This is a genomic window from Nonomuraea typhae, assembly GCF_009760925.1.
Taxonomy (GTDB): domain Bacteria; phylum Actinomycetota; class Actinomycetes; order Streptosporangiales; family Streptosporangiaceae; genus Nonomuraea; species Nonomuraea typhae.
The window spans coordinates 1-20,238 of record NZ_VRLV01000030.1 but is presented as its reverse complement, the minus strand read 5'-3'; the positions used below and the strand labels follow the sequence as shown (position 1 = coordinate 20,238).

Below are 20,238 nucleotides of genomic sequence, written 5' to 3'. Positions count from 1 at the left end.
CGGGCGCGGGCGGCGTCGGCGCTGATGCCCAGGCCCGCGCCGATCTGCGCCCAGCTCGCCCCGGCCTGCCGATCGGCCACCACCGCCAGCCGCGTGAGCTCGTCCGCCAGCGCGGGCAGCGGCCTGGGCGCACGACTGCGGGCCGCGGACGCCGCGCTCACCATCGCCATCCAGGTGGACGGCATGCTCGGCGTGGACGCCCGGCTGAACCCGCGCGGTCGCGAGCGGGCAACGGTGCGCTTCGGCGCACGCCTGACGGCCGTGCTCGACGGCTCTGGCTCGCAGAACGAGCTCGTCCCGTAGTCCCTGCCCCAAGTAGCCGGTGACGTGGCTGGAGGTGATCAGCCCTCGTCCGGGCCGACGGCGAGCCCATCCGCCACCATCTGCGCCGGCACCCGCCGCACCTGCTCGACGTCGTGGCCGGTGAACGCGGCCAGTCTTCGGCCGGGCAGGGCCCGCCGCCGTCCCTCTCGACCACCCGGCGGGACCGCCACCGTGACCTGGGGCAGCTCGGCGCGGGCCCGGCGCTGTCGGATCGATGCCCGCCGGTATGAGCTCAGGCTGCGCTCTCGGCCTCGTTCAGGATCGCCCAGCGGGTCCTCCTCCGTCCGGCAAGGACCGCGCCTAGCCGTACGGCCTGTAAGCGCCGTGTCAGACGCCTGTCACCGGGGCCGGTCATCGTTGCCGGCATCAGCGAACCGCAGAAGGGACTGCATCATGACCGACATCACGGGCAAGGTCCAGGAGGCACTCGACTGGTCGGCGGCCGAGCTGGGCGTCACCGGCATCGTCGCCCACGTCCAGGACGAGGACGGCACCTGGTTCGGATCGGCGGGGGTGGCCGACCTGGAGACGGGCCGCCGCCGCGAGCCGGCCGACCAGTTCCACATCGGCAGCGGCGGCAAGGCATACACCTCCGCCGCCGTCCTGCAGCTGGCCGCCGAAGGCGCCTTGAGCCTGGACGACACGGTGGAGCAATGGCTGCCCGGCGTGGTCAGCGGCAACGGCAACGACGGCAGCAAGATCACCATCAGGAACCTGCTCAACCACACCAGCGGCCTGTGGGTCGTCGGCTGGGACCGCGACCTGGTGCTCAACTTCCACACCCGGGCCGGGTTCGCCAAGCACCGCCACTATGTCTGGACCGTTGAAGAACTGCTGGAGCTGCAGATGTCCCAGCCGCCGATCTTCGAGCCCGGCGAGGGCTTCGCCTACACCAACGGCACCTACCACCTCGCCGGCGCGATCATCGAGAAGGTGACCGGCCGCACCTTCGAGGAGGAGGTCGAGCGGACCGTCATCCAGCCGCTCGGCCTCACAACCGGCACCTACGCGCGCCCCCTGCCCGAAGCGGGATTCCGGGGACAGCACGCCAACCTCTATTCGAGGATGTTCATCAAGGACGGCGTCGACCCGGCGATCTTGACCACGGAGAACTACCAGTCGCACCTGCAAGGGCCCGAGACCGACCCGGTCGACGTCACCGATTCGACCTTCTTCGGGTGGGCCGCCGGAAACGTCCTGTCGACCACCGGCGACATGCTTCGCTTCACCCGGGCGATGATCGAGGGCACACTGCTGCCGCCCGCCCAGCACCGCGAGATGTGGACCACGGTCCCCACCAGGGACTGGCTGCCCAACACCCGCTACGGCACCGGCGTGTCGCAGTGGACCCTGGCCGACGGCAGCATGCTGCACGCCGTGGTCGGCATGGCCACCGGGTCCGCCGCCATCACCATGGGCACCCCCGACGGCCGGCTCCTGGTCTCCATGAACACCAACTGCGACTGGAACTGGCTGCCGGCCTTCAACCGCATCATCGAGGCGGCGTTCGGCTCGCCCCTGCCCCAGCTGCTGTAGCACCGTCAGGCTTGCGCAAAGCCCTGGGGGCTGAAGATCGGCCGTGCACCTCTGCCCCGGTGTCCATCCCGTTCCCTTTCCTGTCGTCCGGCCATCCAGGGCATGAGGGCCGGCCCGGCGGCACCGCCGCCGGGCCCGTACCCCGCTGTCAGACGGCGTCGGGCCCCTGCCCGCGATACAGGTACCAGGGGCCGTCGTCCGGCAGAGCTCCATGGCCCGTATCGCGCCGAGCTTGAACGCCTCCCGCTCGATCGATTTCACGCTGACGTTGCCCGGCTCCTCGCGGATCGCGGCGAAGATGTCGGCGCCCTCGGGCTCGTCCTCTTGCGCCGGCTCTGGCTGAGCCGCCTCGTCGGCGTATTCTGCGGCCTGGCCGCCGCCCGCCTCGGTCATCGCCGCAGCCGCGGCGCCCTCCGATGCGGCTGTGCCGTCGGGTTCCTTGTCCGGTGAGGCGGCGCGCCGGGCGATCAGCGTGAGCATGCGCTCGATGGTCTCGGCGGGGATCCGGGAGGCGATCCTCGCGGTCAGAGCCGCTTCAGATCGGCTCAGTGCTGAGCCGATCATCTGACTGATGCGCAGGCGGGTGGGCCGCTCCAGGCGTTCCTCGCGCAGCTGCGCCAGCAGCGCCTCGCGTACCCTCTCGGCCCTGCGCTCCCGATCACACACGTGGGTGGCCAGCCAGTGCGTCAGCCTTTCGGCATCGGCCACGGTGCATTCGCCGAAGTCGAGGAAGGCGCGGATCTGCGCCCGGTGGCGCTCGGCGGTGCGGCCTTCCCAGTCGAACAGGCCCAGCTCGGCGGCGGGGACCTTGACCTGGCCGGCGACGAAGGCGACTGCCTCGTCCGGTAGTTCGGAGCGGCCCTCGGGGAATCGGCCGTGCTGGGCGAAGAATTTCAGCCATAACGCCAGTGCCAGCTTGGACGGGCCGGTCCGGCCGGTCAGCAGGCCGGGCTCTTTGCCGATCAGCAGCCAGTGCTCGATCAGCTCGTCTTCGTCCAGGGTGCGTGCCACGGGGTGCCGATCCCCTCTTCTACGCTCAGGAAGATGGCGGCCTGCCAGCCGCCGCGGTCGTTACATAAGGAAAGTGCCGAGAACATGCGGAGGCGGCACTTTCCTTCCCCGAAACGGCTCCCATCCTGGCGCGCAGGCATCATCCTGTCCACGAAACCAGCGAAGTGCCGATGCCTATCGGCAACTCGGCACTTCAGGCTGAAGCTCCCCCGCTGAAGCCGCCCCCTGGCCTGCCGTCGACGGCAGCGGCAGGTTCTGGCGGTGCCGGTGGCAGGGTGCGGAGCCGGCGTTCGACATGTCGAAGGCTTTCCCGTACGAGCTCAGGTCGTTGTTCCCATGTGCTCTTGCAGAGCCTCGATCCGGCGGATCAGCGGTGCTGGCAGAAGGAGGCCAGCGCGCGGGTGAGGCCATAGGTGCGCAGCGTGTCGAGGTCTTCGTCGTCGATGACCTCCGAGGCGGTTCTGTTCAGCTTGCGCTGGCAGGAGGGGCGCTCGCGGGCGCGTTCGCTGTCTTTGATGACCCGCAGGAGTTCGCCGGTGATCCGGTCGAGGTGGGGGCGGACCTCCTTGGCCAGGTCGGGGCGAGTGGCGGGGCGTTCACCGGGGTGGATCTGCCAGCGTGCGTGCAGGGCGCGCTGGACGAGCTTGTTGGCCTCGACCTGGTCGCGGAAGATCGCGGTGGCGACGGCGGGGTCGAGGCCGAGGGTTGCGGATTGGGCGGCGACGGTGTCGAGCACCTGCTTTTCGCGGGCGGGGTCGTCGATTGGTTGGGGGGTGCCCCATTTGGCCGCGGCGACCTTGTCGGCCAGCCGTACCCTCTCCAGGGACAGCTCCACCAGTGGTTTCAGGGCCCCGCGCTCGGAGGTGATGGCAGACGGCACGGGTGGTGGCGCCGTGGCGGGGGCCAGGGCGAGGCCGAGGGCGAGCGAGACGGCGGGGATGAGCATGATGTCCTTTATCGAGGTGGTGATGGTCGCCCCGCCAGGGCGGGGCGGCTGGAGCGGTGGAAGGCTAGCGGACGGGCTTGACCTTGATCGGTGGGATGCGGCGCAGGCAGGAGGTGTCGCCGAGGCGTTCGTCGCGGATGAAGCTCGCCATGATCGTTTTCGCGCAGCCTGTGGCGTCGAGCTCGGGGATGTGCCCGGTGTTGGGCACCGACAGGAAGCGGGCGCGGGGGAACTGCGCCGCGTTGAGCTTGCCGTTCTCGTCGGAGGTGTTGCTGTCGAGGTCGCCGGAGAGCACGAGCGTGGGCACGTCGGGCAGGTCGCCGGTCAGCGTGTACGGCCGGGCCGTACCGTTCTTGGGCCAGGCGATGCACAGGTCGCCGCCGTCGAGGGGGCTGGTGGCGAAGGCGCGCGGGGTGAACGTGCCGAACGCGGCGGGTCGGGCGTGTTCCACGGCGCGGTGGAACTGCCGCCACCGCTCGCGCAGGGGTGCGTCCACGGACCACGGCCGGGCGTAGTCGTTGCAGACGACGCTGGTGGCCAGGGCCTGGTCGGTGGGGTCGGCGGCGAGTTCCTTGAACACGGCGCCGATCTCCTTGATCAGCGGGCGGAAGTCGCCCCTGGCCGCGTGGTGGAGGCGGGCGGGCAGGCGGCCGAGCAGCGGCGTCTTGCCCGGTGTGCTGCCCACGGCATCGCTGGCCGGGAAGGTGAGGACGAGGGCCAGCGTGGACTCGGTGAGCGTGAGGGCGCGCGGCTTGCCGTCCACGGTGATGGTCATCGGGCGTGGCTTGGCGCGCAGCCGGGCGTTGACGGTCCGCAGGTCGTCGACGACGGTGTCGCCGTCGCAGGCGGCGGCGCGCTCGCAGATGCGCCGCAGGGTGAGGGAGATCGCCCTGGCGCTGGGCCCGCCCAGGGGGTCGAAGCCGACCGGGTAGGCGCCGGAGAGCATGATGGAGCGCACGGTTTCCGGATGGCGTTCGGCGTAGATTGACATCAGGTAGGTGCCGTAGGAGACGCCGTACAGGACGATCTGGTCGAGGCCGAGGCGCCGCCGTACCGCGTCGATGTCGTCGGCGGTCGCGGCCGAGGTGTAGCCCTCGGCGCGGGGGCCCAGCGTGGCGGCGCAGCGGGCGGCGGCGCGGTGCAGCTCGGGCCGGGTGAGCAGAGCCAGGCCGGTCAGGCCGCAGGAAAGCTTGCCGGACTGACCCGTGCCGCGCGGGTCGATGAGCAGCAGGTCGTGGTCGGTAGCCAGCGGCTTGGTCAGCTCGGTGTATCCCTTCACGGACTCGATGGCGCCGCCACCGGGTCCGCCCGGGTTGACGACGATGGTGTTCTTGGCGGGCTTCGACTCATCCGTGCGGCGGACCAGGGCGTAGGCGACCTCGATAGTCCCCAGCGCTGGCTTACCAGCTACCAGGGGCCGCGACTCGGTTCCGCATTCCACGCGGTGTCCGGCGACGGTGGGACACCAGGCAGGCGCCTTCTGCGCAGGGGAGGGCGATGACAGCACGGACAGAGCCGTGGTGATCGCCATGAGGGTGGAGATCAATGAAGTTCCTGTCTTTCGCGAACGTGGCGGGTCAGCCGCAGAACAACGCGTCGAACGCCTTCATGAGCAGCCGCGAATCGTTGAAGTCCGGGCTGGCCATGGTCACGTTGAGCGCGGCCCGGTGGCGGCGGTCCACGGTCGAGCCGACCATGGTCACATAGCCGGCGATGCCGCCGCTGTGCCCGTAGACCTGCTTGCCGCAGGACGTGGCGTACCGGAAGATACCCGGACCGGGGTCGCCGTCGGCCTCCTCGCCGGGGGCCGCGGGCATGACGTCGAGCAGTTCGCGCATCTGGGCGGGCTTGAGCAGCTTGCCCGACAGCAGCCGATCGATGAACCGGTCCAGATCGGCGGTGGTGGACACCAGCCCGCCGGCCGCGCCGGCGGCGGTGGTGTTGAGCCGGGTGATGTCCAACGGCTTGCCGCCGACCCACAGGTAGCCGCGCGCGTGCGGCCGGGGCAGGCTCACCTTGTCGCCGGGGTAGGAGGTGGCGCGCAGGCCGAGCGACCGGATCGCCTCCTGGTCCCACGGGTTGCCGGTCACCTTCTCGATGAGCATGCCCAGCAGGTAGTAGTTGGCGTTGGAGTAGGAGTGCTTGGCACCGGGCGCGAACCGCCGGGGCGAGTCGTCGGAGAGCTTGACGAGTTCGTCGGTCTTGACGTGGGTGTAGCGGTACTTCAGCGTGCCTTCGTCACTCATGTACTTGTCGTTGCTGGCGTCGTCGCTCAGGCCGCTGGTGTGCCGCAGCAGCATCCGGACGGTGATCTTTCCGCCGTCCTTGAGCGCGCCGGGCAGGTAGCGGTCCACCGTGCCGTTGAGGTCGATCTTGCCTTCGCCGGCCAGCCGCAGCACCGCCGCGGCCACGAACGCCTTGGTCACACTGGCGATCCGGAAGTGCCCGTTGACCGGCATCGGCACCTTCTTGCCCCACACCGCGGTACCCGAGCGGGCGGTCCATGTCCGCCCGTCCTGAACCACGCGCGCGATCGCGCCCGTCTGGGAGAGCTTGGTCAGCTCATCCAGGTGGCGCTGCACGACGGCCTTACGGTCGTCGGGCGCGCTCGCTTGCGCGCTGTCGGCTTGTCCGGGCGCCGCGGCCATCGTCATGGTCGTCGCCGCGGCCAGGATCGCGGTCAATGTCTTCTTCACGGGATGAGCCCCATTCTCGCGTCTGTTTGGCGTGCTTTTCGACCCTAGAAGTGGATCTGACGTGGGAATTCAGCCGTGAGGGCGATCTCAAGGACGGGCCCAGGGAGGAGGCGGACACAGCCGCGTGTCTTTGGATACGCCACCAAAGTCGGTGGCGGCGCTGGACTAGGCTGGTGCCTCCCATGACCACCCAGGTGCCGGCATCCGTCTCCGCGCTGCGGCGGTGGCCGGCCAGGCACCCGCGCGCGGCCGACCTGCTGCTCGTGTGCACGTTGATCGGCTTCGACGTGCTGGTCTGGGCCGACCACAGCACCGACGACGGTCTCCTGCGGCCCGCTCTGATCGTGGCGCAGGTGACGCCGCTGATCTGGCGGCGTACCCACCCGTGGGTCGCGTTGGCTCTGGTGTGCGCCTTCTCCCTGATCCAGGGGGTGACCGCGCCGCCGGACGATCACACCGGCGGACTGTTCGTGGCCTTCGCCGGCTACGCCGTCGCCCGCCACGCCCGCCCGCCAACCAGCGCGGCGGCGATCCCCCTCGTGGCCGCCACCCTCCTCGTCCCCGACCTCATCCGGCCCTGGCTGGGCATACCGCCGTCCACCGATCCGGGCTGGAGCGCGACGACCCTTCTGCTCCTGCTCGCAGTCTGCGCGGGCGCCTGGTCGCTGGGGTTCGCGCACCGCCGTACCCACCTCTATGCGGTACGCCTGCGCGCCGAGCAGGAGCGCAGCACCAGGCGCGCCGTCGCGGCCGAACGCGCCCGCATCGCCCGCGACCTGCACGACCTGATCGCCCACCACGTCAGCGTCATCGCCATGCAGGCCCGCTCCACCGCCGAGACCCTGCCCGGCGATCCGGGCCTGGCCGTGATCGGATCCTCGGCCGACACCGCCCTGACCGAGATGCGCAGGATGGTGGGTTTGCTGACCGACGAGCACGACGGCCCGCAACCGTCGCTGGCCCACCTCGACGCTCTCACCGCCCCGGCCAGAGCCGCCGGATGCCCCGTGGAGATCACCGTGCCTGACCACCTCGATGCCCCGGACGCGGTCCAGGTCACCGCCTACCGCATCATCCAGGAGTCGCTCACCAACGTCCTCAAGCACGCGGGCGCCACCACCGTCGACCTCACACTGCGCCAAGCGCCCGGCAACCTGACCGTGACCGTCATCAACGGCCCACCCTCGCGCCCCCGGCCTCCGGCCCCGCCCGGCTCCGGGCTCGGCCTGATCGGCATGCGCGAACGCACCGCCCTGTTCGAAGGCACCCTCAGCGCAGGCCGTACGCCCGAGGGCGGCTGGCGCGTCGAAGCCACCCTCACCTGGCAGCAGCCATGACCCCGATCCGGCTGCTGATCGCCGACGACCAGGAACTCATCCGCGCCATCCTCAAAGCCACCCTCACCCGCCGCCCCGACTTCACCGTCGCCGGCGAGGCGAGCGACGGCGAACAAGCCATCGCCGCCGCCCTCGACCTGCGCCCCGACGTCATCCTCATGGACGTGCGCATGCCCGGCCTCACCGGCGTCGACGCCACCCGCCGCATCCTCACCGAGTGGCCACACCCCGAGCCCCGCCCCCGCGTGCTCATCCTGACCACCTTCGACCTCGACGCCTACGTCCACGACGCGCTACGGGCCGGAGCCAGCGGGTTCATGCTCAAGAACGCCACCCCCGACCAGCTCGCCGAAGCCGTCCGCGTGGTCGCCGCCGGCGAGGCGATGCTGGCCCCCACCGTCACACGCCGCCTCATCGCCACCTTCACCGCGACCCCACCGCCCACCCCCAAGGCCGTACCCGAGGCGCTCGCCACCCTCACCGAACGCGAACTCGAGGTTCTGCACCTACTGGCCCGCGGGCTCTCCAACGCCGAGATCGCCCAAGCCCTGAACCTCACCCAAACCGGCGTGAAAGGACGCGTCAACCGCCTGCTCGGACGGCTCGGGCTGGCCAACCGTGTGCAGGCGGCGATCCTCGCCCAGGAACACGGACTGACCACACCCCCTGGGACGTGAGAGGGGTTTCGAAATCTTCGAGAAGCCCCCTTATGGATCCTCAGTGCGGGCGTGCGTACCTCGGACCCAGAGACAGAACCCCGAACACTGTCACGAATCGGCGAGGGTCACGTGCCTTGTTCGGACGCCTCCGATGGGTGACGTTAAGGAGATCACTGCAGGGGAGAGTGGCTTCCGCCATGAGCACGATTGGCCCATGCTCGCCCCCTTACCGAAGCACCATGTCAGGCCAGCCACGGCACCGAGCCGAGTCGCCGAACCCGTCGAGCCGAGGGCTGAGCAGACCACGACGAAAGGATCGCGCATGGCAGGCACCGTCATCGACACGACCGACACGACCTTCGCCCTCACGGTGGTCAAGGTTCCCGGGCCGGTCTTGGCCGTCTTCCGTGCCGAGTGGTCCGACGTGTGCCGGGCTCTCGATCCGGTTCTGGTGGAGGTCGCCAGGAGTACTCGGGCCGCCTGATCGTGGCCCGCCACGACATCGACGATCATCCGCAGACGCCGCCCAAGCACGGCGTCGAAGCCATTCCCAACCTGTGTGTGTTCAAGCCGGGAAGATCGTCGGCAGGTGGATCGGGCCGGCGAACAAGACCCGCGTGGTGAATCTGATCCAGCCTCACCTGTGATCCTAGGCAGCATCTGACCAGGCCGCCGAGCGGGCAGCCCAGACGGGCACCGCCGCCGGGGACACGAGCCGGGATGAGAACGCCAGTCGGGCCAACGGCCAGGGGTTCAAACCCACTCTCCACGAAGTCGGCCAGCCGCGGGCCGCCGCGTTCAGGCGGCCCGCGGTGCCAGCGCAGCGACCGGCTTTCTGCTCCAAGCCGACGGCTTCTTCTTGGTCAGGCGTCTGGTCATGAGCATGATCGAGGCGAAGCCCAGACGGGCTTCGCTGTGGGAGGGCTTGCGCTCGAAGTCGACCACGTTGCGACAGGCGTTCATCAGCCATGAAAGCGTGCGCTCGACGATCCACCGGCGGGCGAGCACACCAAACCACCAACAGTCCGTGGCCTGCTAGGCAGCCAGGCGTGACGTCGGGAGTCAGGTCCTCATATCGCCCCTGACCTGCGCGAACATGACAGATGGCGGCTGGTGGGGTCGTCCTTACCGATAGGCCGACCGCGAGCGCGCGTTCTTCGCCCGGCTCACCGAGTTCCACGGCTACATCGACGGCAACCGCGCCCAGATCCCCAACTACGGCGAACGCCACCGCTGCGGCGAACCGATCTCCAGCGCCACCGCCGAGTCCACCGTCAACCAGGTCATCAGTCGCCGCATGGTCAAAAAGCAGCAAATGAGGTGGACACCTCGCGGCGCCCACCTGCTCCTGCAGGTCCGTACCCGCGTCCTCAACGGCGATCTGGCCGGCGACTTCGCGCGCTGGTACTCCAGTCTCCAAGCCTCCGATCATGTGCCCGTCGAACAGCCAGCCTGATCACTTCCCACGGTTTCTCTCGGTCTCCGACTGGAGCTGTTTCGCCAAGGGCGCGCTGGACCAACTGCCCTCCCTCACCCCAGCAGCCCAGGCGCTGCTGGACGGCTTCCGGCAGCATGCCGACGAGCGCGGCCTGGACGAGCAGGTCCGCCGGATCGCCGCCCGCAGCATGCGGATGAAGTCCGGCGTCCTGCCCGACGAGGCGGTGCACTGGCTCAAGACCAACTTCCTCAAAACCGAGCTCGAACTCGGCCACTGTCTGCGCCTACCAGCGGAGGGTCCGTGCGAGTGCGACCTCTATCTGACCTGCGCCAAGTTCGTTACCACCCCCGAGTACGCCCCGCGGTTGCGGGTTCGCATGCAGGTGGAGCAAGAGCTCGTTCAGGATGCCAACCAGCGCGGATGGGCGCGCGAGGCTGAACGCCACACCTCCATTGCTCGTCGGCTACAAGGCCTGCTCACCGACCTTGGCGAGACCGCCGACCCGGTTGACGACAGCCTGCAGGGAGGCTCAGCATGCACCTCCACCGACTGAATGAGCCGCTCAAGCGCCCCGCACACAGCCCACCGGATGCTCAGTGCGCGGCACCGACGAAGGAGGCGCTGCGCGGCGATCGCCCCCAGCCTGGCAGGTGGGCACCGAAGTGATGGCGATCGGTACTCGAGACGAACAGACGGCCGCCGCCCTTGACAGTGTCCACATAAAGAACTTCCCGGTCTTCGCCCTGGCCACGTTGTTCGGGTTCGACCTGATGCCACGCATTCGGAACTTCAAGGACCTGATCTTCTTCCGCGCCTCGGAGAAGATCGTCTACCCGCATATCGACCAGCTGTTCGGTGAGAGTGGCCGCAACGTGATCGACTGGAAGCTGATCGACAAGCACTGGGTCGACCTGATGCAGGTGGCGATCTCCATCAGCGAGGGCCGGTTGAGCTCGGCCACGCTGATGCGGCGGCTGCGGTCCAACTCCCGTAAGAACCGCATCTACAAGGCGTTCCGTGAGGTGGGCCGCAGCGTGCGTACCGTCGCCCTGCTGCGGTATCTGGCCGACCCGGCGCTGCGGGCGCGGGTCACCGCGGCGACCAACAAGGTTGAGTCCTACAACGGATTTTCCAAGTGGCTCGGCTTCGGCGGGGTGCTGGCCGACAACGACCCCGAAGAGCAGGAGAAACTGATCAAGTTCAACACGCTGCTGGCCAACCTGGTCGTCTTCCACAACGCCCTGGACATCTCCGCCGTCGTGCGGCAGCTGGTCGCCGAGGGCTGGCAGATCACCGCCGACCAGCTCGGCCAGATCGCCCCCTACCTGCAGGCCCACATCAGCCGCTTCGGCGCGTATGCCATCGACGAGCTGCGCCATCGGCCGGATCCGTTCGACCCCCTGCTGAAGGAGGTCGACTTCACCGACGTCGAACTGGCCGCGTGATCTCCGAGGCGCTGGCGGAGCGTCTACGCGGAGCCGGTTGAGCAGCCCCGGTAGCGTGCGGTCATGACCGAGGTGCTGACGCTAATGCCCGATGATGCCTTGGCGATGCTGCTGGAGGGCAACCAGCGGTTCGTCGCCGGCGCGCCGGAGCATCCCAACCAGGACGCCGCCCGCCGTGCCGAGACCGCGCCGGAAGTTCCTGGCCATTGACCACCGGGACTCACAGCCTGGCTGCTGGCGGCGCGCTCCAGGTTCGGCATGGCCGGGAAGGTGTCCGCCGAGCCGCATGCGGTGCGCGAGCTCATCCGGCCTCGCGCCCGCGAGACCGGATGAGCCGGTGCTATTGAGCGGTCATCGTGAACTCGGCGGGCACATCTCGGCTTCCATTTCCTTGGTGAGGATGCTGATCGGGTTGTTCCAGTCGCCGTTAATGTTGGAGACGACCATGTGCTTGCCGTCTCGGGTGCCCATCGCGTACGTCCAGGAGCCGTGGATCCTGCCGCCGTTGCCCCAGACCGTCACGCCGCAGGACAACTTCTGAGAGAAGACGCCGAGCCCGTAGGCGGTGTTGTCGATCCACTGCACGCCTTCGGTGGAGACGGTGGTGAACATCTCCTTTTGCAGTGCGGGCGGCAGCAGACGGCCGCTCAGCACTGCCCGATAGAAGGTGTGCAGGTCGTTCATGGTGGAGACGATGCTGCCGGCTGACCCGGCCCAGGAGGGGTTCATGTCGGTGAGGTCGTAGGGGGTTGTGGTGTCCTCGCCGACCAGGAACTTGACGTAGTGCCGTGCGTGCGGCTTGCGCAGCTTCGTGGCTTCGCCCGGCAGGTACGTTTTCGTCAGGCCGAGCGGGCGGATGATGCGCCGGTTGATCTCTTCGGCGTAGGAGTTGCCGGTGACCTTCTCGATGATCATTCCGGCGAGCGTGAAGTTGGTGTTGGAGTAGCCCCACCCCTTGCCGGGCGCGAAGGAGGGCGGGTTACTCATGGCTATCTTCACCAGTTGCTCGGGGCGGTAGCTGTTGAAACGGACCTTGAGGAAGGCGGTGCTCCACTGCTTGGTGGCCAGGTCCGCATCCGAGGTGTAGGGGAAGATGCCGCTGGTCTGGTTGAGCAGTTGCCTGATGGTGATCTTGCTGCCGTCGTGGCCGTTGCCCCTCACCACGCCGGGCAGCCATTTGTCCACGGTGTCGTCGAGGCTCAGCCGGCCCTCGGCCACCAGCTTCAACACCACGACCGCGACGAACGTCTTGGTGGTGCTGCCGGCCCGGAAGTATTCCTGCTGGCGGCGCTTGCGGCCGGTGTCGGTGTCGGCCACGCCTGCCGTACCGAACCATGACCTGCGGCCGTCACGGACTTCTGCCATGGCGCCCGGCATGCCGTCGGCCACGGCTTGGTCCAGCACCTGCTGGAGCCCGGCGTGGTCGTCGGCGCGGCGGTCGGTGTGGTCGTCGGCCACCGCCGACGACGCGCTTACGGTCACGGCGACTGCGGCGGCGAGCAGGCAGGCGGCGGTGCGGAGAGTCTTGGTCATGGGTCGATCGCCTTTCACTACAAGTGGAGTGTGCGCGTAGGGGAATGCGTGAGTTAGCTGGTGACACGGTGGAGCAGGATGTCGCCCTGGTCGACGTGGGCGTGGAGCTCGACGGTGTTGCCGGTCGGCACTTCGGAGTCGTCACCCAGGTTGTCGCGAACCCTGCCGAGCGTGGTCTTGGCGTCCAGCAGTACGGCGGTGCCATCCGGGATCCCGACGCTGATGGTCCCGGCGCCGACGTCCAGATCGGCGCGCCCGCGCGCCATCGCGCCGACCTTGACGGCGCCTTGCTCGACGGTCACGCGCAGGCCGTCTTCTGCCCGGTCCACCGTGACGTTCCCGGTGCCGTTGCCGATCACGATGGTGCCGATACTCTCGCCGACCTTGATCTGGCCGTGGGCGGTGGTGAGGGTGGCAGGGCCCCCGGAGGTGGCCACGGTGATGTCGCCGTCGTCGGTGCTCAGGCGTGACTCGCCGGTGCGGGCGAGATGGATGTGGCCACGGGTGACGTGGGCCCGTACCTCGCCCAGGCGGCCCTGGCCGTTCAGGAGCCCGTCGCGGAGGCTGATGTCGAGCGCCGAGCCGTTGGGCAGCTCGACCGTCACTGCGACGCGTCCGGGCAGGGAGCGGATGCTCGCGCGGTCCTTGACCGTCAGGCGGCCGCCTGCGTAGGCGATTCGGGCTCGTTCGGCGGCTGCGACGTCGGTGGCGTCGGCCGGATCGGCCGGCCGTACCTCGACGGTGGTGTCGGTGCGCTGTGTCGCACTGATGCGGATGTCGGCCGCGGTGAACGACAGGACGGCGGTGATCGGCTCCGGTGTGTCAAAGGTATCCATTGATGGTCCACTTTCAGCGGGGGTCGGTGGCGGGCGGCGTGCTTACGCACCGATGGAGACGCCGAACTCCGCTTCGATGACCTTGAACATGGGGTCCCAGGACTTCCACTCGGTGTTGGTGTGCACGGCGACGGTGTGCCGGCCATCGGGAGTGCCGACCGCGAAGAAATAGGAGCCCCAGAAGCTGCCGCCGAGGCCGCGCAGCGTTCGGCCGCCGGTCGCCTGCTTGTCGAACTCGAACATGCCCAGGCCGTAGCGGGCGTGCGGCATCCAGTAGCCGCCCTCGGTGGAGACCGTGGTCCACATCTGCCGGTGCTGTGCGGGCGGCAGCAGGCTGCCGGTGGTCATCGCGTTGAAGAAGCGGATCATGTCCGTCGTAGTGGAGACGACGTTGCCGGCCGCGTAGCCCAGGGAGGAGTTGAGCTCGGTGACGTCCAGAGGCGGCAGGCCGGGCTCCTCCATCAGCGATTCCCAGTTCTCCGGGGTGACCGCGGCCGGGTCGGCGCCGTCCTTGAGGAACTGGTGGGAGTAGCCTCGCGGGTGCGGACTGGGGTAACCGGTCTCGGTGGTGGGGCGCACGCGGGTGTGGGTCAGGCCGAGCGGCTGGACGACCCGGCGGTCGACCTCGTCGGCGTAGCTGTTGCCGGTGACCTTCTCGATGATCGCGCCGGCGATGTAGAAGCCGCCGTTGGCGTACTCGAAGCGTTCGCCGGGCGCACCGACCGGCGGCTGGGACACCGCCACCCGCAGCAGTTCCTCGGTGCTGAAGGTGTCGAAGCGATGCCGGTCGAACCCGGAGCGGGTGGCGTAGCGGTGGCTGACCTCCGGGGCCAGGCCGGTGGCGAACAGGCCGCTGGTGTTGCTGAGCAGGTGCCTGATGGTGATCTTGTCGCCGTCGTAGCCGTTCACATTCAGCACGCCGGGCAGGTGGGCGTTGACCGTGTCGTCGAGGCTCAGCCGGCCCTCGGCCTCCAGAGCCAGCAGGACGGCGGCGGTGAAGGCCTTGCCGCTGCTGCCGGCGTGAAAGTACTCGCCCGGCACGCGCGGGGAGCCGGTTTTGATGTCGGCCACGCCAGCGGTGCCGAACCAGGTGCGGTCGCCGTTCTTGACCTCGGCGACGATGCCGGGAATGCCGACCTCGGCCACCGACCAGTCGAGTACCTGCTGCACGTTCTCGTGGGCTGCCATTGCACTGCCTTTCGGACGTTTCTTCCGTACGTCCTCCACGGTGTCCACCGGCGCTTACATGCGTCTTAGAACGCTCTTTTAGCCGGTAGGGCGCCACTTTCAAACGGCACGTGCGCGTCTTTGTGCTCATAGCCTTTGTGCATGCGGATGGAGTTGCTGGGACCGGTCCGGGCCTGTGCCGACGATGGCACGCCGATCGAGGTCGGCGGGGTCATGGTCCGAGCGCTGCTGGCCCGGCTGGCTCTGGCCGAGGGCGAGATGGTGCCGGTCGACGCACTCGTTGATGGCCTGTGGGGGGAGCATTCGCGCGGGGGCACCGTCAACGCACTGCATGGGCTGGTACATCGGCTGCGCAAAGCCCTGGGCGAGGCCATCGATGACAAGGAGGTCGTGGAGAGGGCGGCCGGCGGGTACCGCCTGCACGTACGCGCCGAGGACGTCGACGCCTGCCGGTTCGAGGAGAAGGCGAAGCGGGGCGGTCGCGAACTGGCCGCGGGTGACGTGCGGCGAGCGGCCTCGCTGCTGGGCGAGGCGCTGACGCTGTGGAGGGGAGACGCGCTGGCCGACGTGCGTGACACCCCCTTCGCCGCCACGGCCGGCGCGCGCCTGGACGAGCTACGGGTCGCGGCCATGGAAGACCGTTTCGAGGCGGAGCTGCGGCTGGGCCGCCACGACGAGATCCTGGCCGATATGGCGGCGATGGCCGCCGGTCACCCGCTGCGCGAACGGCTGGCCGGATTGCGCATGCGAGCGTTGCACGCGGCAGGCCGCCAGTCCGACGCGCTGGCCGTGTTCGAGCAGGTCCGCGGCACCCTCGCCGAGGAACTGGGCGTCGACCCCTCCGAGGACCTCCGCAAGACGCACCTCGCCGTGTTGCGGGGTGAGCGGGAGTACCCCCAGGCGCGACAGGCTCGGCCGTACGCAGTGCCAGGACGTCTGCCCGCCCAGCTGACCAGCTTCGTCGGCAGGCAGGAGGAGCTGAGGTTGCTGGCCGGGTTGCTGGAGTCCTCCCGGCTGGTCACCGTCGTGGGTCCTGGAGGAGTGGGCAAGACCCGGCTGGCGGTGGAGGCCGTGAGCCGGCATCGGGTCCACCAGCGAGGCCGGGCCTGGCTGATCTCCCTGGCCGCGGTGAACACGGCCGACGGGCTGGTGGAGGCGGTGCTGAGCACGATCAGCCTCGCCGGAGCCCAGCTGGCCGGCACGCCACTGGAGCGGGTGGTCAACCTGCTCGCCGGTGGTGAAGGCGTACTGGTTCTGGACAACTGCGAACAGATCTCCGGAGCCGTCGCGGAGTTCGCCGGGCAGTTGCTGGAGCGCCAGCCGGACCTGACCATCCTGGCCACGAGCCGGGAACCGCTGGACGTCATGGGTGAGGCGCTGTGCCGCCTGGGCCCCCTCGGCCTCCCCCCGGCGCACGCGGATCCCGATCGTGCCTCCGCATCGGCCGCGGTGCGGCTGTTCCTCGACCGGGCGGCAGCCGTACGACCCGGCTTCGCACTGGACGCGTCGACCGCGCGGCCGGTCGTGGACATCGTGCGCCGGCTGGACGGGCTGCCGCTCGCCCTGGAACTGGCCGCGGCACGCCTGCGGACCATGAGCGCCGAGCAGATCGCCCGGCGGCTGGATGACCGCTTCCGGCTGCTCAGCATCGGCAACCGGACCGCCCAGCTCCGCCAGCAGACGCTGCACGCGGTCATTGAGTGGAGCTGGGATCTGCTCACCTCACAAGAGCGCACGCTGGCCGCCCGGATATCGATATTTCCGGCGCGGACGGGTATCGCGGTGATCGAAGCGGTCTGCGCGGATTCGGAGGGGACGCTTCCCGCGGACGAGGTCGTCTACCTCCTGGACTCCCTGGTCGACAAGTCCATCGTGGAGCGGGCCGGCGACGGCTACCGGATGCTGGAAACCATCCGGGCATACGCGGCGGGCAAGCTCCGACTCGCAGGAGAGACCGACACCGTCCTGCGCGGGCTCACCCAGTACTTCGCGGACCTGGCCGCCGAACACGAGCCGCTGCTGCGCTCGGACAAGCAGGCGGAGTCGCTGCGGCTGTTCCAGGCCGAGTACGACAACCTGATGTACGCCCTGCAAACGGCCATCGACGGAGACGACGCCGAGACCGCGGCCCGGATGCTCGGACCGCTGTACTGGTACTGGGTCATGCTCCGCTACGACGCCCGGGCCGAGACCTACATCACCAAGGTCACCGAGTTCGGCGACGCGCTGCCCGCGGACGCCCGCGCCGCGTTCACCGCGATCCACCTGGTGGGCCTCGAGGGCGGGCCGATCACCGACCACGAGCGGCTCCGCGCGCTCATCGGCGACTGCGCGCGCACGGGCGCGCTGCGCCGCTATCCGATGCTGCTGACGATAGTGCTGGTGATGGCGGCGATACTCGGGCTGGACGAGCTGCTCGATCAAGAGATCGCCCGGGTGCGCGGCGGCTCGGACCGCTGGGCGATCGCCTGCACCTTCATGATCGAAGCCATGCGCCATCGCGAGCACGGCGACCGGGAGAGCTCCGCGACCGCGATGACCACGGCGCTGCGCCTGTTCGAGGAGACGGGCGATCGGTGGTGGACGGCGAAGGCGCTGTACGGCCTGGCTCAGATCCACGCCATCGCCGGAGACCACGACCAGGCGATCACCGCCTACGAGCAGAGCCTCGCGATCGCCGCCGACCTCGGATCGCAGGACGAGGTCTCCACCCGGCTCGGTCTCGCCACGGAACGCATGCGCGCCGGCGACCTGGCCGGCGCGAGGCGCGACATCGACACCGCCGAACGAGCGGCCTGGCGGCGTGGCCAGCCGGCGCTGGAGATCGAGGTGCTCGGCGTCCAGGCAGAACTGCACCGCCGCTCCGGAGAGGTCGAACGCGCCGATCAAGCACTCGACCGGATGGAGGCGCTCCTGCGCAAGCTGCCCCAGTCGGCGGAGGCCATCGACCCTCTGCTGCTCCTCGCTCGGGTAGCCAACCTCCTCACCGCCGGCGACGCCGTACGCGCCCGCGAACTGATGCCCCGCGCTGTCGAGGCGGCGCAGGCGATCATGGATGCCCCCTTGGCTGCTCAACTCCTGGCCAGGCTACTGTTGCTGGAGGGCGATCCGGCAGGCGCGGCCACCGCGCTCGGCCTGAGTCAGGCCATCCGCGGCGCCTTCGACCACGGCGACACCGAACTGCGCCGCCTCTCGGAGATGCTCGCGGAATCGCTCGGCCGTACCGACTACGACAGCGCCTATGAACGGGGCGCCGACCTGACCCCACACGAGGCCGCCGACCGTCTGACAAAGCTACGTGTATAAGTCCAGGGTGGCAGGGGCATTTGAGCCGATTGTCGTACATGAGGCAGGCCAAGTACGAGAAAAGAGCAATGCCGGGGTTGATACCCAGGAACAGCGGCTGGCACTGAGAGTGATCATGGTGCGGGAGGCTGGTGCCGGGGCTCGATGTGGTGAAGGTGCGGCGGGCGGCTGGTGGCGGTCTGGGACGATCTGGAGCATGGCGCGTGGTAATGGTGGCGGCAGGGACGGCCGGGGCGAGCCGGAGTGGCGGCCGGTAGGCGACGTGGACATGATGACCGCGGTCGTGCTGGAGCAGCTGGGTGCCAACCGCGATCAGTTGCGGGCCCTGGAGCCGGCGCGGCGAGCTCCGCATCTGCTGGACGACGACACCGTGGAGCGGATCAAGCAGGTGTTCGGGCAGCAGCGCGACGACATGTGGCTGTGGGTCGAGACCGGCGAGCGCTGGCAGGCCCAGGAGCTGACCGCGGCCGAGGCTGCGAAGGTCGATCAGTACGTGGCGGCGGTGGAGGCGTTCGCGGCGAGCAACACGGTCATCCTGGCGCTGGCCGATGAGCTGGCAGCGGGCACGATCGAGGTGACGTTGGAGTCGGGCCTGGAGCTGGGCGTGGAGACCTTGGCGGGAGCGTTGGCCCGGCAGGCGAACCTGTTCCCGGATGCCTCGCCGGTGCGGGTCCGCCACCCGCTGACGGCGGCTGACACCGATGAGAGGTCGTGGCCGTGGCTGTCGGGCCTGGTGGTGGGCATGGCCGCCCCGGGCGAGTGGGACATCGTGGTGATCGATGACCGTCTGGTGGTGGGGCTGGACGCCGGCGGGAACCCGGTGTACCCGGTCTGCCGCCGCGCGGCCGAGGCGATCCGCCTGCAATAGTTCAGCCGTTCCCTGGGCGTCGACGGGCCGGGCCTCCGTCAGGTTGCGCTCTGCTGGTCGTGGTCGCGCAGCATGCGCAGGACGGTCGCGGCCGAGGGGTGACGGCCCTTCTTCTTGCCGCTGGTGATGACGAGCCGGGCGGCGATGTCGCGCAGGCTGAGGTCCTGGCCGCGCAGGTGCAGGGCCATGGACAGCATGTTCTCGTCGGTGACGACGGCGCCGCCGATGGCCTTGCCGCGGGCGCGGGCGGATTCGTGGCCTTCCAGGGTGCGGTCGCGGATGTACTCGCGTTCCATCCCCGACAGGGCGGCCAGCACGGTAAACACCACACCGGATGGGTCGTGGGAACCTTGCAGCTCACCGGTGAGGAACTCCAGCCCGATGCCGGCGGCGCGCAGCTGCTCGGCAAGGGCGGCCAGGTCGAGGCCGCGGCCAAGCCGCTTGTGCTCGTGCACCACGAGCGTGACCGCCACCCCGGCCGCGCGCAGTTCCCGGGCCAGGGTGACGGCCTTGTCGAGCTCGGGCCGGGTGGTGGCGCGGGTGGAGATCTTCTCGGCGAAGACGCGGGTGACGCCGGCGGCCTTGAGCGCGTCGAGTTGGGTGTCCAGGGACTGGCGAAGAGTGGAGGCGCGGGCGTAGCCGATCCGCGCGTGCCCCCCGGGTTCGGCGCCGGCCGCGGCCGGGCGGGGCAGCGGGGCCCAGGCCGTGCCCGGCTTGCGGAGGGCCGGGGTGGGGACGTTGAGCGCCTTGGCGAGTGCGGGCACGAGCCGGAAGCGGGCGGTGTGGTACTGGACGGCCACCTTGCCCCGGCCGGTGCGGCAGGGTGAGCCGGCGGGGGCGGCGCAGGAGGTCATCGGGCAGTCGTGGGCCTCCACGCGGAGGAAGTCGTCGTCGCGCACCCCGAGATCGTTTCATAGGACTGTTTCAGACGGCCACCCATTTGCACCAACTCATGAAACGACGTTCGCCCTGAACGCGCCCGGCCGGATGTCGATTTCCGAAGTCGTCTGCACTGATGTCTGAACTCCCCTGCACAGGGTCGTTCCTCGGTGGGCTTCGAGGCGTTCTGACGAGTGCTCGCCAGGGATGCGCGATGGGCGCTGCAATCGGCAGGC

The 20,238-nt window shown here is 69.4% G+C and carries 18 protein-coding genes and 3 pseudogenes; 11 read left to right on the top strand and 10 right to left on the bottom strand.

What is annotated here, in order from left to right:
* The first annotated feature begins 24 nt into the window (after positions 1-24).
* Positions 25-303 carry a hypothetical protein gene (locus tag FVE25_RS53160; RefSeq protein ID WP_157255124.1) on the top strand — a complete coding sequence of 93 codons (279 nt, stop codon included), beginning with the start codon at positions 25-27 and terminating at the stop codon, positions 301-303.
* A 38-nt stretch (positions 304-341) separates the two neighbouring features.
* On the opposite strand, the gene FVE25_RS53155 is transcribed toward FVE25_RS53160, so the two are convergent.
* Complete coding sequence (locus FVE25_RS53155; RefSeq protein ID WP_157255123.1) at positions 342-494, bottom strand: hypothetical protein; 153 nt, start codon at positions 492-494, stop codon at positions 342-344.
* A gap of 223 nt (positions 495-717) precedes the next feature.
* Here FVE25_RS53155 and FVE25_RS53150 point away from each other — a divergent pair, with 223 nt between their 5' ends.
* Entirely contained in the window at positions 718-1,860 is a 1,143-nt protein-coding gene (locus FVE25_RS53150; protein ID WP_157255121.1) for a serine hydrolase domain-containing protein, read from the top strand.
* Between the two features lie 612 nt (positions 1,861-2,472).
* Here FVE25_RS53150 and FVE25_RS57355 read toward each other — a convergent pair.
* From FVE25_RS57355 to FVE25_RS53130, 4 genes and pseudogenes are all read right to left on the bottom strand, one after another.
* Positions 2,473-2,871, bottom strand: a pseudogene (locus tag FVE25_RS57355) (DUF4158 domain-containing protein); the annotation flags it as partial.
* 367 nt (positions 2,872-3,238) lie between these two features.
* The gene (locus tag FVE25_RS53140) at positions 3,239-3,817 is read right to left on the bottom strand and encodes a chorismate mutase (RefSeq protein WP_157255119.1); all 579 of its coding nucleotides are present in this window, start codon (positions 3,815-3,817) and stop codon (positions 3,239-3,241) included.
* Positions 3,818-3,881: 64 nt separating this feature from the next.
* A complete protein-coding gene (locus FVE25_RS53135; RefSeq protein ID WP_157255117.1) occupies positions 3,882-5,363 on the bottom strand; it encodes an alpha/beta fold hydrolase in 1,482 nt (493 codons plus the stop codon).
* A 31-nt stretch (positions 5,364-5,394) separates the two neighbouring features.
* Entirely contained in the window at positions 5,395-6,513 is a 1,119-nt protein-coding gene (locus FVE25_RS53130; RefSeq protein WP_157255115.1) for a serine hydrolase domain-containing protein, read from the bottom strand.
* Positions 6,514-6,695: 182 nt separating this feature from the next.
* On the opposite strand from FVE25_RS53130, the gene FVE25_RS53125 reads away from it, so the two are divergent.
* The 3 genes from FVE25_RS53125 to FVE25_RS56115 all read left to right on the top strand — a co-directional run bounded on the left by FVE25_RS53125 (position 6,696) and on the right by FVE25_RS56115 (position 8,993).
* Positions 6,696-7,850 (top strand): sensor histidine kinase, encoded by a 1,155-nt coding sequence (locus tag FVE25_RS53125; protein ID WP_157255113.1) that lies wholly within the window; start codon positions 6,696-6,698, stop codon positions 7,848-7,850.
* Complete coding sequence (locus FVE25_RS53120; protein WP_157255111.1) at positions 7,847-8,527, top strand: response regulator transcription factor; 681 nt, start codon at positions 7,847-7,849, stop codon at positions 8,525-8,527. Before FVE25_RS53125 ends, FVE25_RS53120 begins: the two co-directional genes overlap by 4 nt.
* 304 nt (positions 8,528-8,831) lie before the next feature.
* Positions 8,832-8,993: a thioredoxin family protein gene (locus FVE25_RS56115; protein ID WP_246268881.1), complete on the top strand. Its 162-nt coding sequence runs from the start codon at positions 8,832-8,834 to the stop codon at positions 8,991-8,993.
* 314 nt (positions 8,994-9,307) lie between these two features.
* On the opposite strand, the gene FVE25_RS57350 is transcribed toward FVE25_RS56115, so the two are convergent.
* Entirely contained in the window at positions 9,308-9,517 is a 210-nt protein-coding gene (locus FVE25_RS57350; RefSeq protein WP_157255109.1) for a hypothetical protein, read from the bottom strand.
* Between the two features lie 133 nt (positions 9,518-9,650).
* On the opposite strand from FVE25_RS57350, the pseudogene FVE25_RS56105 reads away from it, so the two are divergent.
* From FVE25_RS56105 to FVE25_RS53090, 4 genes and pseudogenes are all read left to right on the top strand, one after another.
* Positions 9,651-9,965 (top strand): annotated as a pseudogene (locus FVE25_RS56105) (ISKra4 family transposase); the annotation flags it as partial.
* Positions 9,940-10,500: a hypothetical protein gene (locus tag FVE25_RS54830; protein ID WP_219826065.1), complete on the top strand. Its 561-nt coding sequence runs from the start codon at positions 9,940-9,942 to the stop codon at positions 10,498-10,500. The pseudogene FVE25_RS56105 and the gene FVE25_RS54830, both read left to right, overlap by 26 nt.
* 169 nt (positions 10,501-10,669) lie before the next feature.
* A pseudogene (locus tag FVE25_RS53095) lies at positions 10,670-11,392 on the top strand (Tn3 family transposase); the annotation flags it as partial.
* A 63-nt stretch (positions 11,393-11,455) separates the two neighbouring features.
* Positions 11,456-11,602: a carbonic anhydrase gene (locus tag FVE25_RS53090; protein ID WP_219826064.1), complete on the top strand. Its 147-nt coding sequence runs from the start codon at positions 11,456-11,458 to the stop codon at positions 11,600-11,602.
* Between the two features lie 141 nt (positions 11,603-11,743).
* Here FVE25_RS53090 and FVE25_RS53085 read toward each other — a convergent pair whose 3' ends face one another.
* Genes FVE25_RS53085 through FVE25_RS53075 form a run of 3 tightly spaced genes read right to left on the bottom strand, consistent with a single transcriptional unit; the run spans position 11,744 to position 14,949 of the window.
* Complete coding sequence (locus tag FVE25_RS53085) at positions 11,744-12,925, bottom strand: serine hydrolase domain-containing protein (protein ID WP_157255108.1); 1,182 nt, start codon at positions 12,923-12,925, stop codon at positions 11,744-11,746.
* Between the two features lie 53 nt (positions 12,926-12,978).
* On the bottom strand, positions 12,979-13,761 hold the full coding sequence (locus FVE25_RS53080) for a DUF4097 family beta strand repeat-containing protein (protein ID WP_157255107.1): 783 nt from the start codon (positions 13,759-13,761) through the stop codon (positions 12,979-12,981).
* A gap of 42 nt (positions 13,762-13,803) precedes the next feature.
* A complete protein-coding gene (locus FVE25_RS53075) occupies positions 13,804-14,949 on the bottom strand; it encodes a serine hydrolase domain-containing protein (protein ID WP_246268877.1) in 1,146 nt (381 codons plus the stop codon).
* Positions 14,950-15,090: 141 nt separating this feature from the next.
* Between FVE25_RS53075 and FVE25_RS53070 the strand changes: the two genes are divergently transcribed.
* Positions 15,091-18,255 carry an ATP-binding protein gene (locus tag FVE25_RS53070; protein WP_157255105.1) on the top strand — a complete coding sequence of 1,055 codons (3,165 nt, stop codon included), beginning with the start codon at positions 15,091-15,093 and terminating at the stop codon, positions 18,253-18,255.
* 196 nt (positions 18,256-18,451) lie between these two features.
* The gene (locus FVE25_RS53065) at positions 18,452-19,123 is read left to right on the top strand and encodes a hypothetical protein (protein ID WP_157255104.1); all 672 of its coding nucleotides are present in this window, start codon (positions 18,452-18,454) and stop codon (positions 19,121-19,123) included.
* A 38-nt stretch (positions 19,124-19,161) separates the two neighbouring features.
* On the opposite strand, the gene FVE25_RS53060 is transcribed toward FVE25_RS53065, so the two are convergent.
* Positions 19,162-20,022 carry a recombinase family protein gene (locus FVE25_RS53060; RefSeq protein WP_246268871.1) on the bottom strand — a complete coding sequence of 287 codons (861 nt, stop codon included), beginning with the start codon at positions 20,020-20,022 and terminating at the stop codon, positions 19,162-19,164.
* Positions 20,023-20,238 lie beyond the last annotated feature (216 nt).

Excerpts from the sequence above, each read along its gene's own strand:
- FVE25_RS53150 (WP_157255121.1), top strand. The coding sequence starts at position 718 with ATGACCGACATCACGGGCAAGGTCCAGGAGGCACTCGACTGGTCGGCG.
- FVE25_RS53120 (WP_157255111.1), top strand. The coding sequence starts at position 7,847 with ATGACCCCGATCCGGCTGCTGATCGCCGACGACCAGGAACTCATCCGC.
- FVE25_RS53140 (WP_157255119.1), bottom strand. The coding sequence starts at position 3,817 with ATGCTCATCCCCGCCGTCTCGCTCGCCCTCGGCCTCGCCCTGGCCCCC.
- FVE25_RS54830 (WP_219826065.1), top strand. The coding sequence starts at position 9,940 with ATGTGCCCGTCGAACAGCCAGCCTGATCACTTCCCACGGTTTCTCTCG.
- FVE25_RS53065 (WP_157255104.1), top strand. The coding sequence starts at position 18,452 with ATGGCGCGTGGTAATGGTGGCGGCAGGGACGGCCGGGGCGAGCCGGAG.
- FVE25_RS53080 (WP_157255107.1), bottom strand. The coding sequence starts at position 13,761 with ATGGATACCTTTGACACACCGGAGCCGATCACCGCCGTCCTGTCGTTC.
- FVE25_RS53125 (WP_157255113.1), top strand. The coding sequence starts at position 6,696 with ATGACCACCCAGGTGCCGGCATCCGTCTCCGCGCTGCGGCGGTGGCCG.
- FVE25_RS56115 (WP_246268881.1), top strand. The coding sequence starts at position 8,832 with ATGGCAGGCACCGTCATCGACACGACCGACACGACCTTCGCCCTCACG.
- FVE25_RS53160 (WP_157255124.1), top strand. The coding sequence starts at position 25 with ATGCCCAGGCCCGCGCCGATCTGCGCCCAGCTCGCCCCGGCCTGCCGA.
- FVE25_RS53070 (WP_157255105.1), top strand. The coding sequence starts at position 15,091 with ATGCGGATGGAGTTGCTGGGACCGGTCCGGGCCTGTGCCGACGATGGC.
- FVE25_RS53075 (WP_246268877.1), bottom strand. The coding sequence starts at position 14,949 with ATGGCAGCCCACGAGAACGTGCAGCAGGTACTCGACTGGTCGGTGGCC.
- FVE25_RS53085 (WP_157255108.1), bottom strand. The coding sequence starts at position 12,925 with ATGACCAAGACTCTCCGCACCGCCGCCTGCCTGCTCGCCGCCGCAGTC.
- FVE25_RS53090 (WP_219826064.1), top strand. The coding sequence starts at position 11,456 with ATGACCGAGGTGCTGACGCTAATGCCCGATGATGCCTTGGCGATGCTG.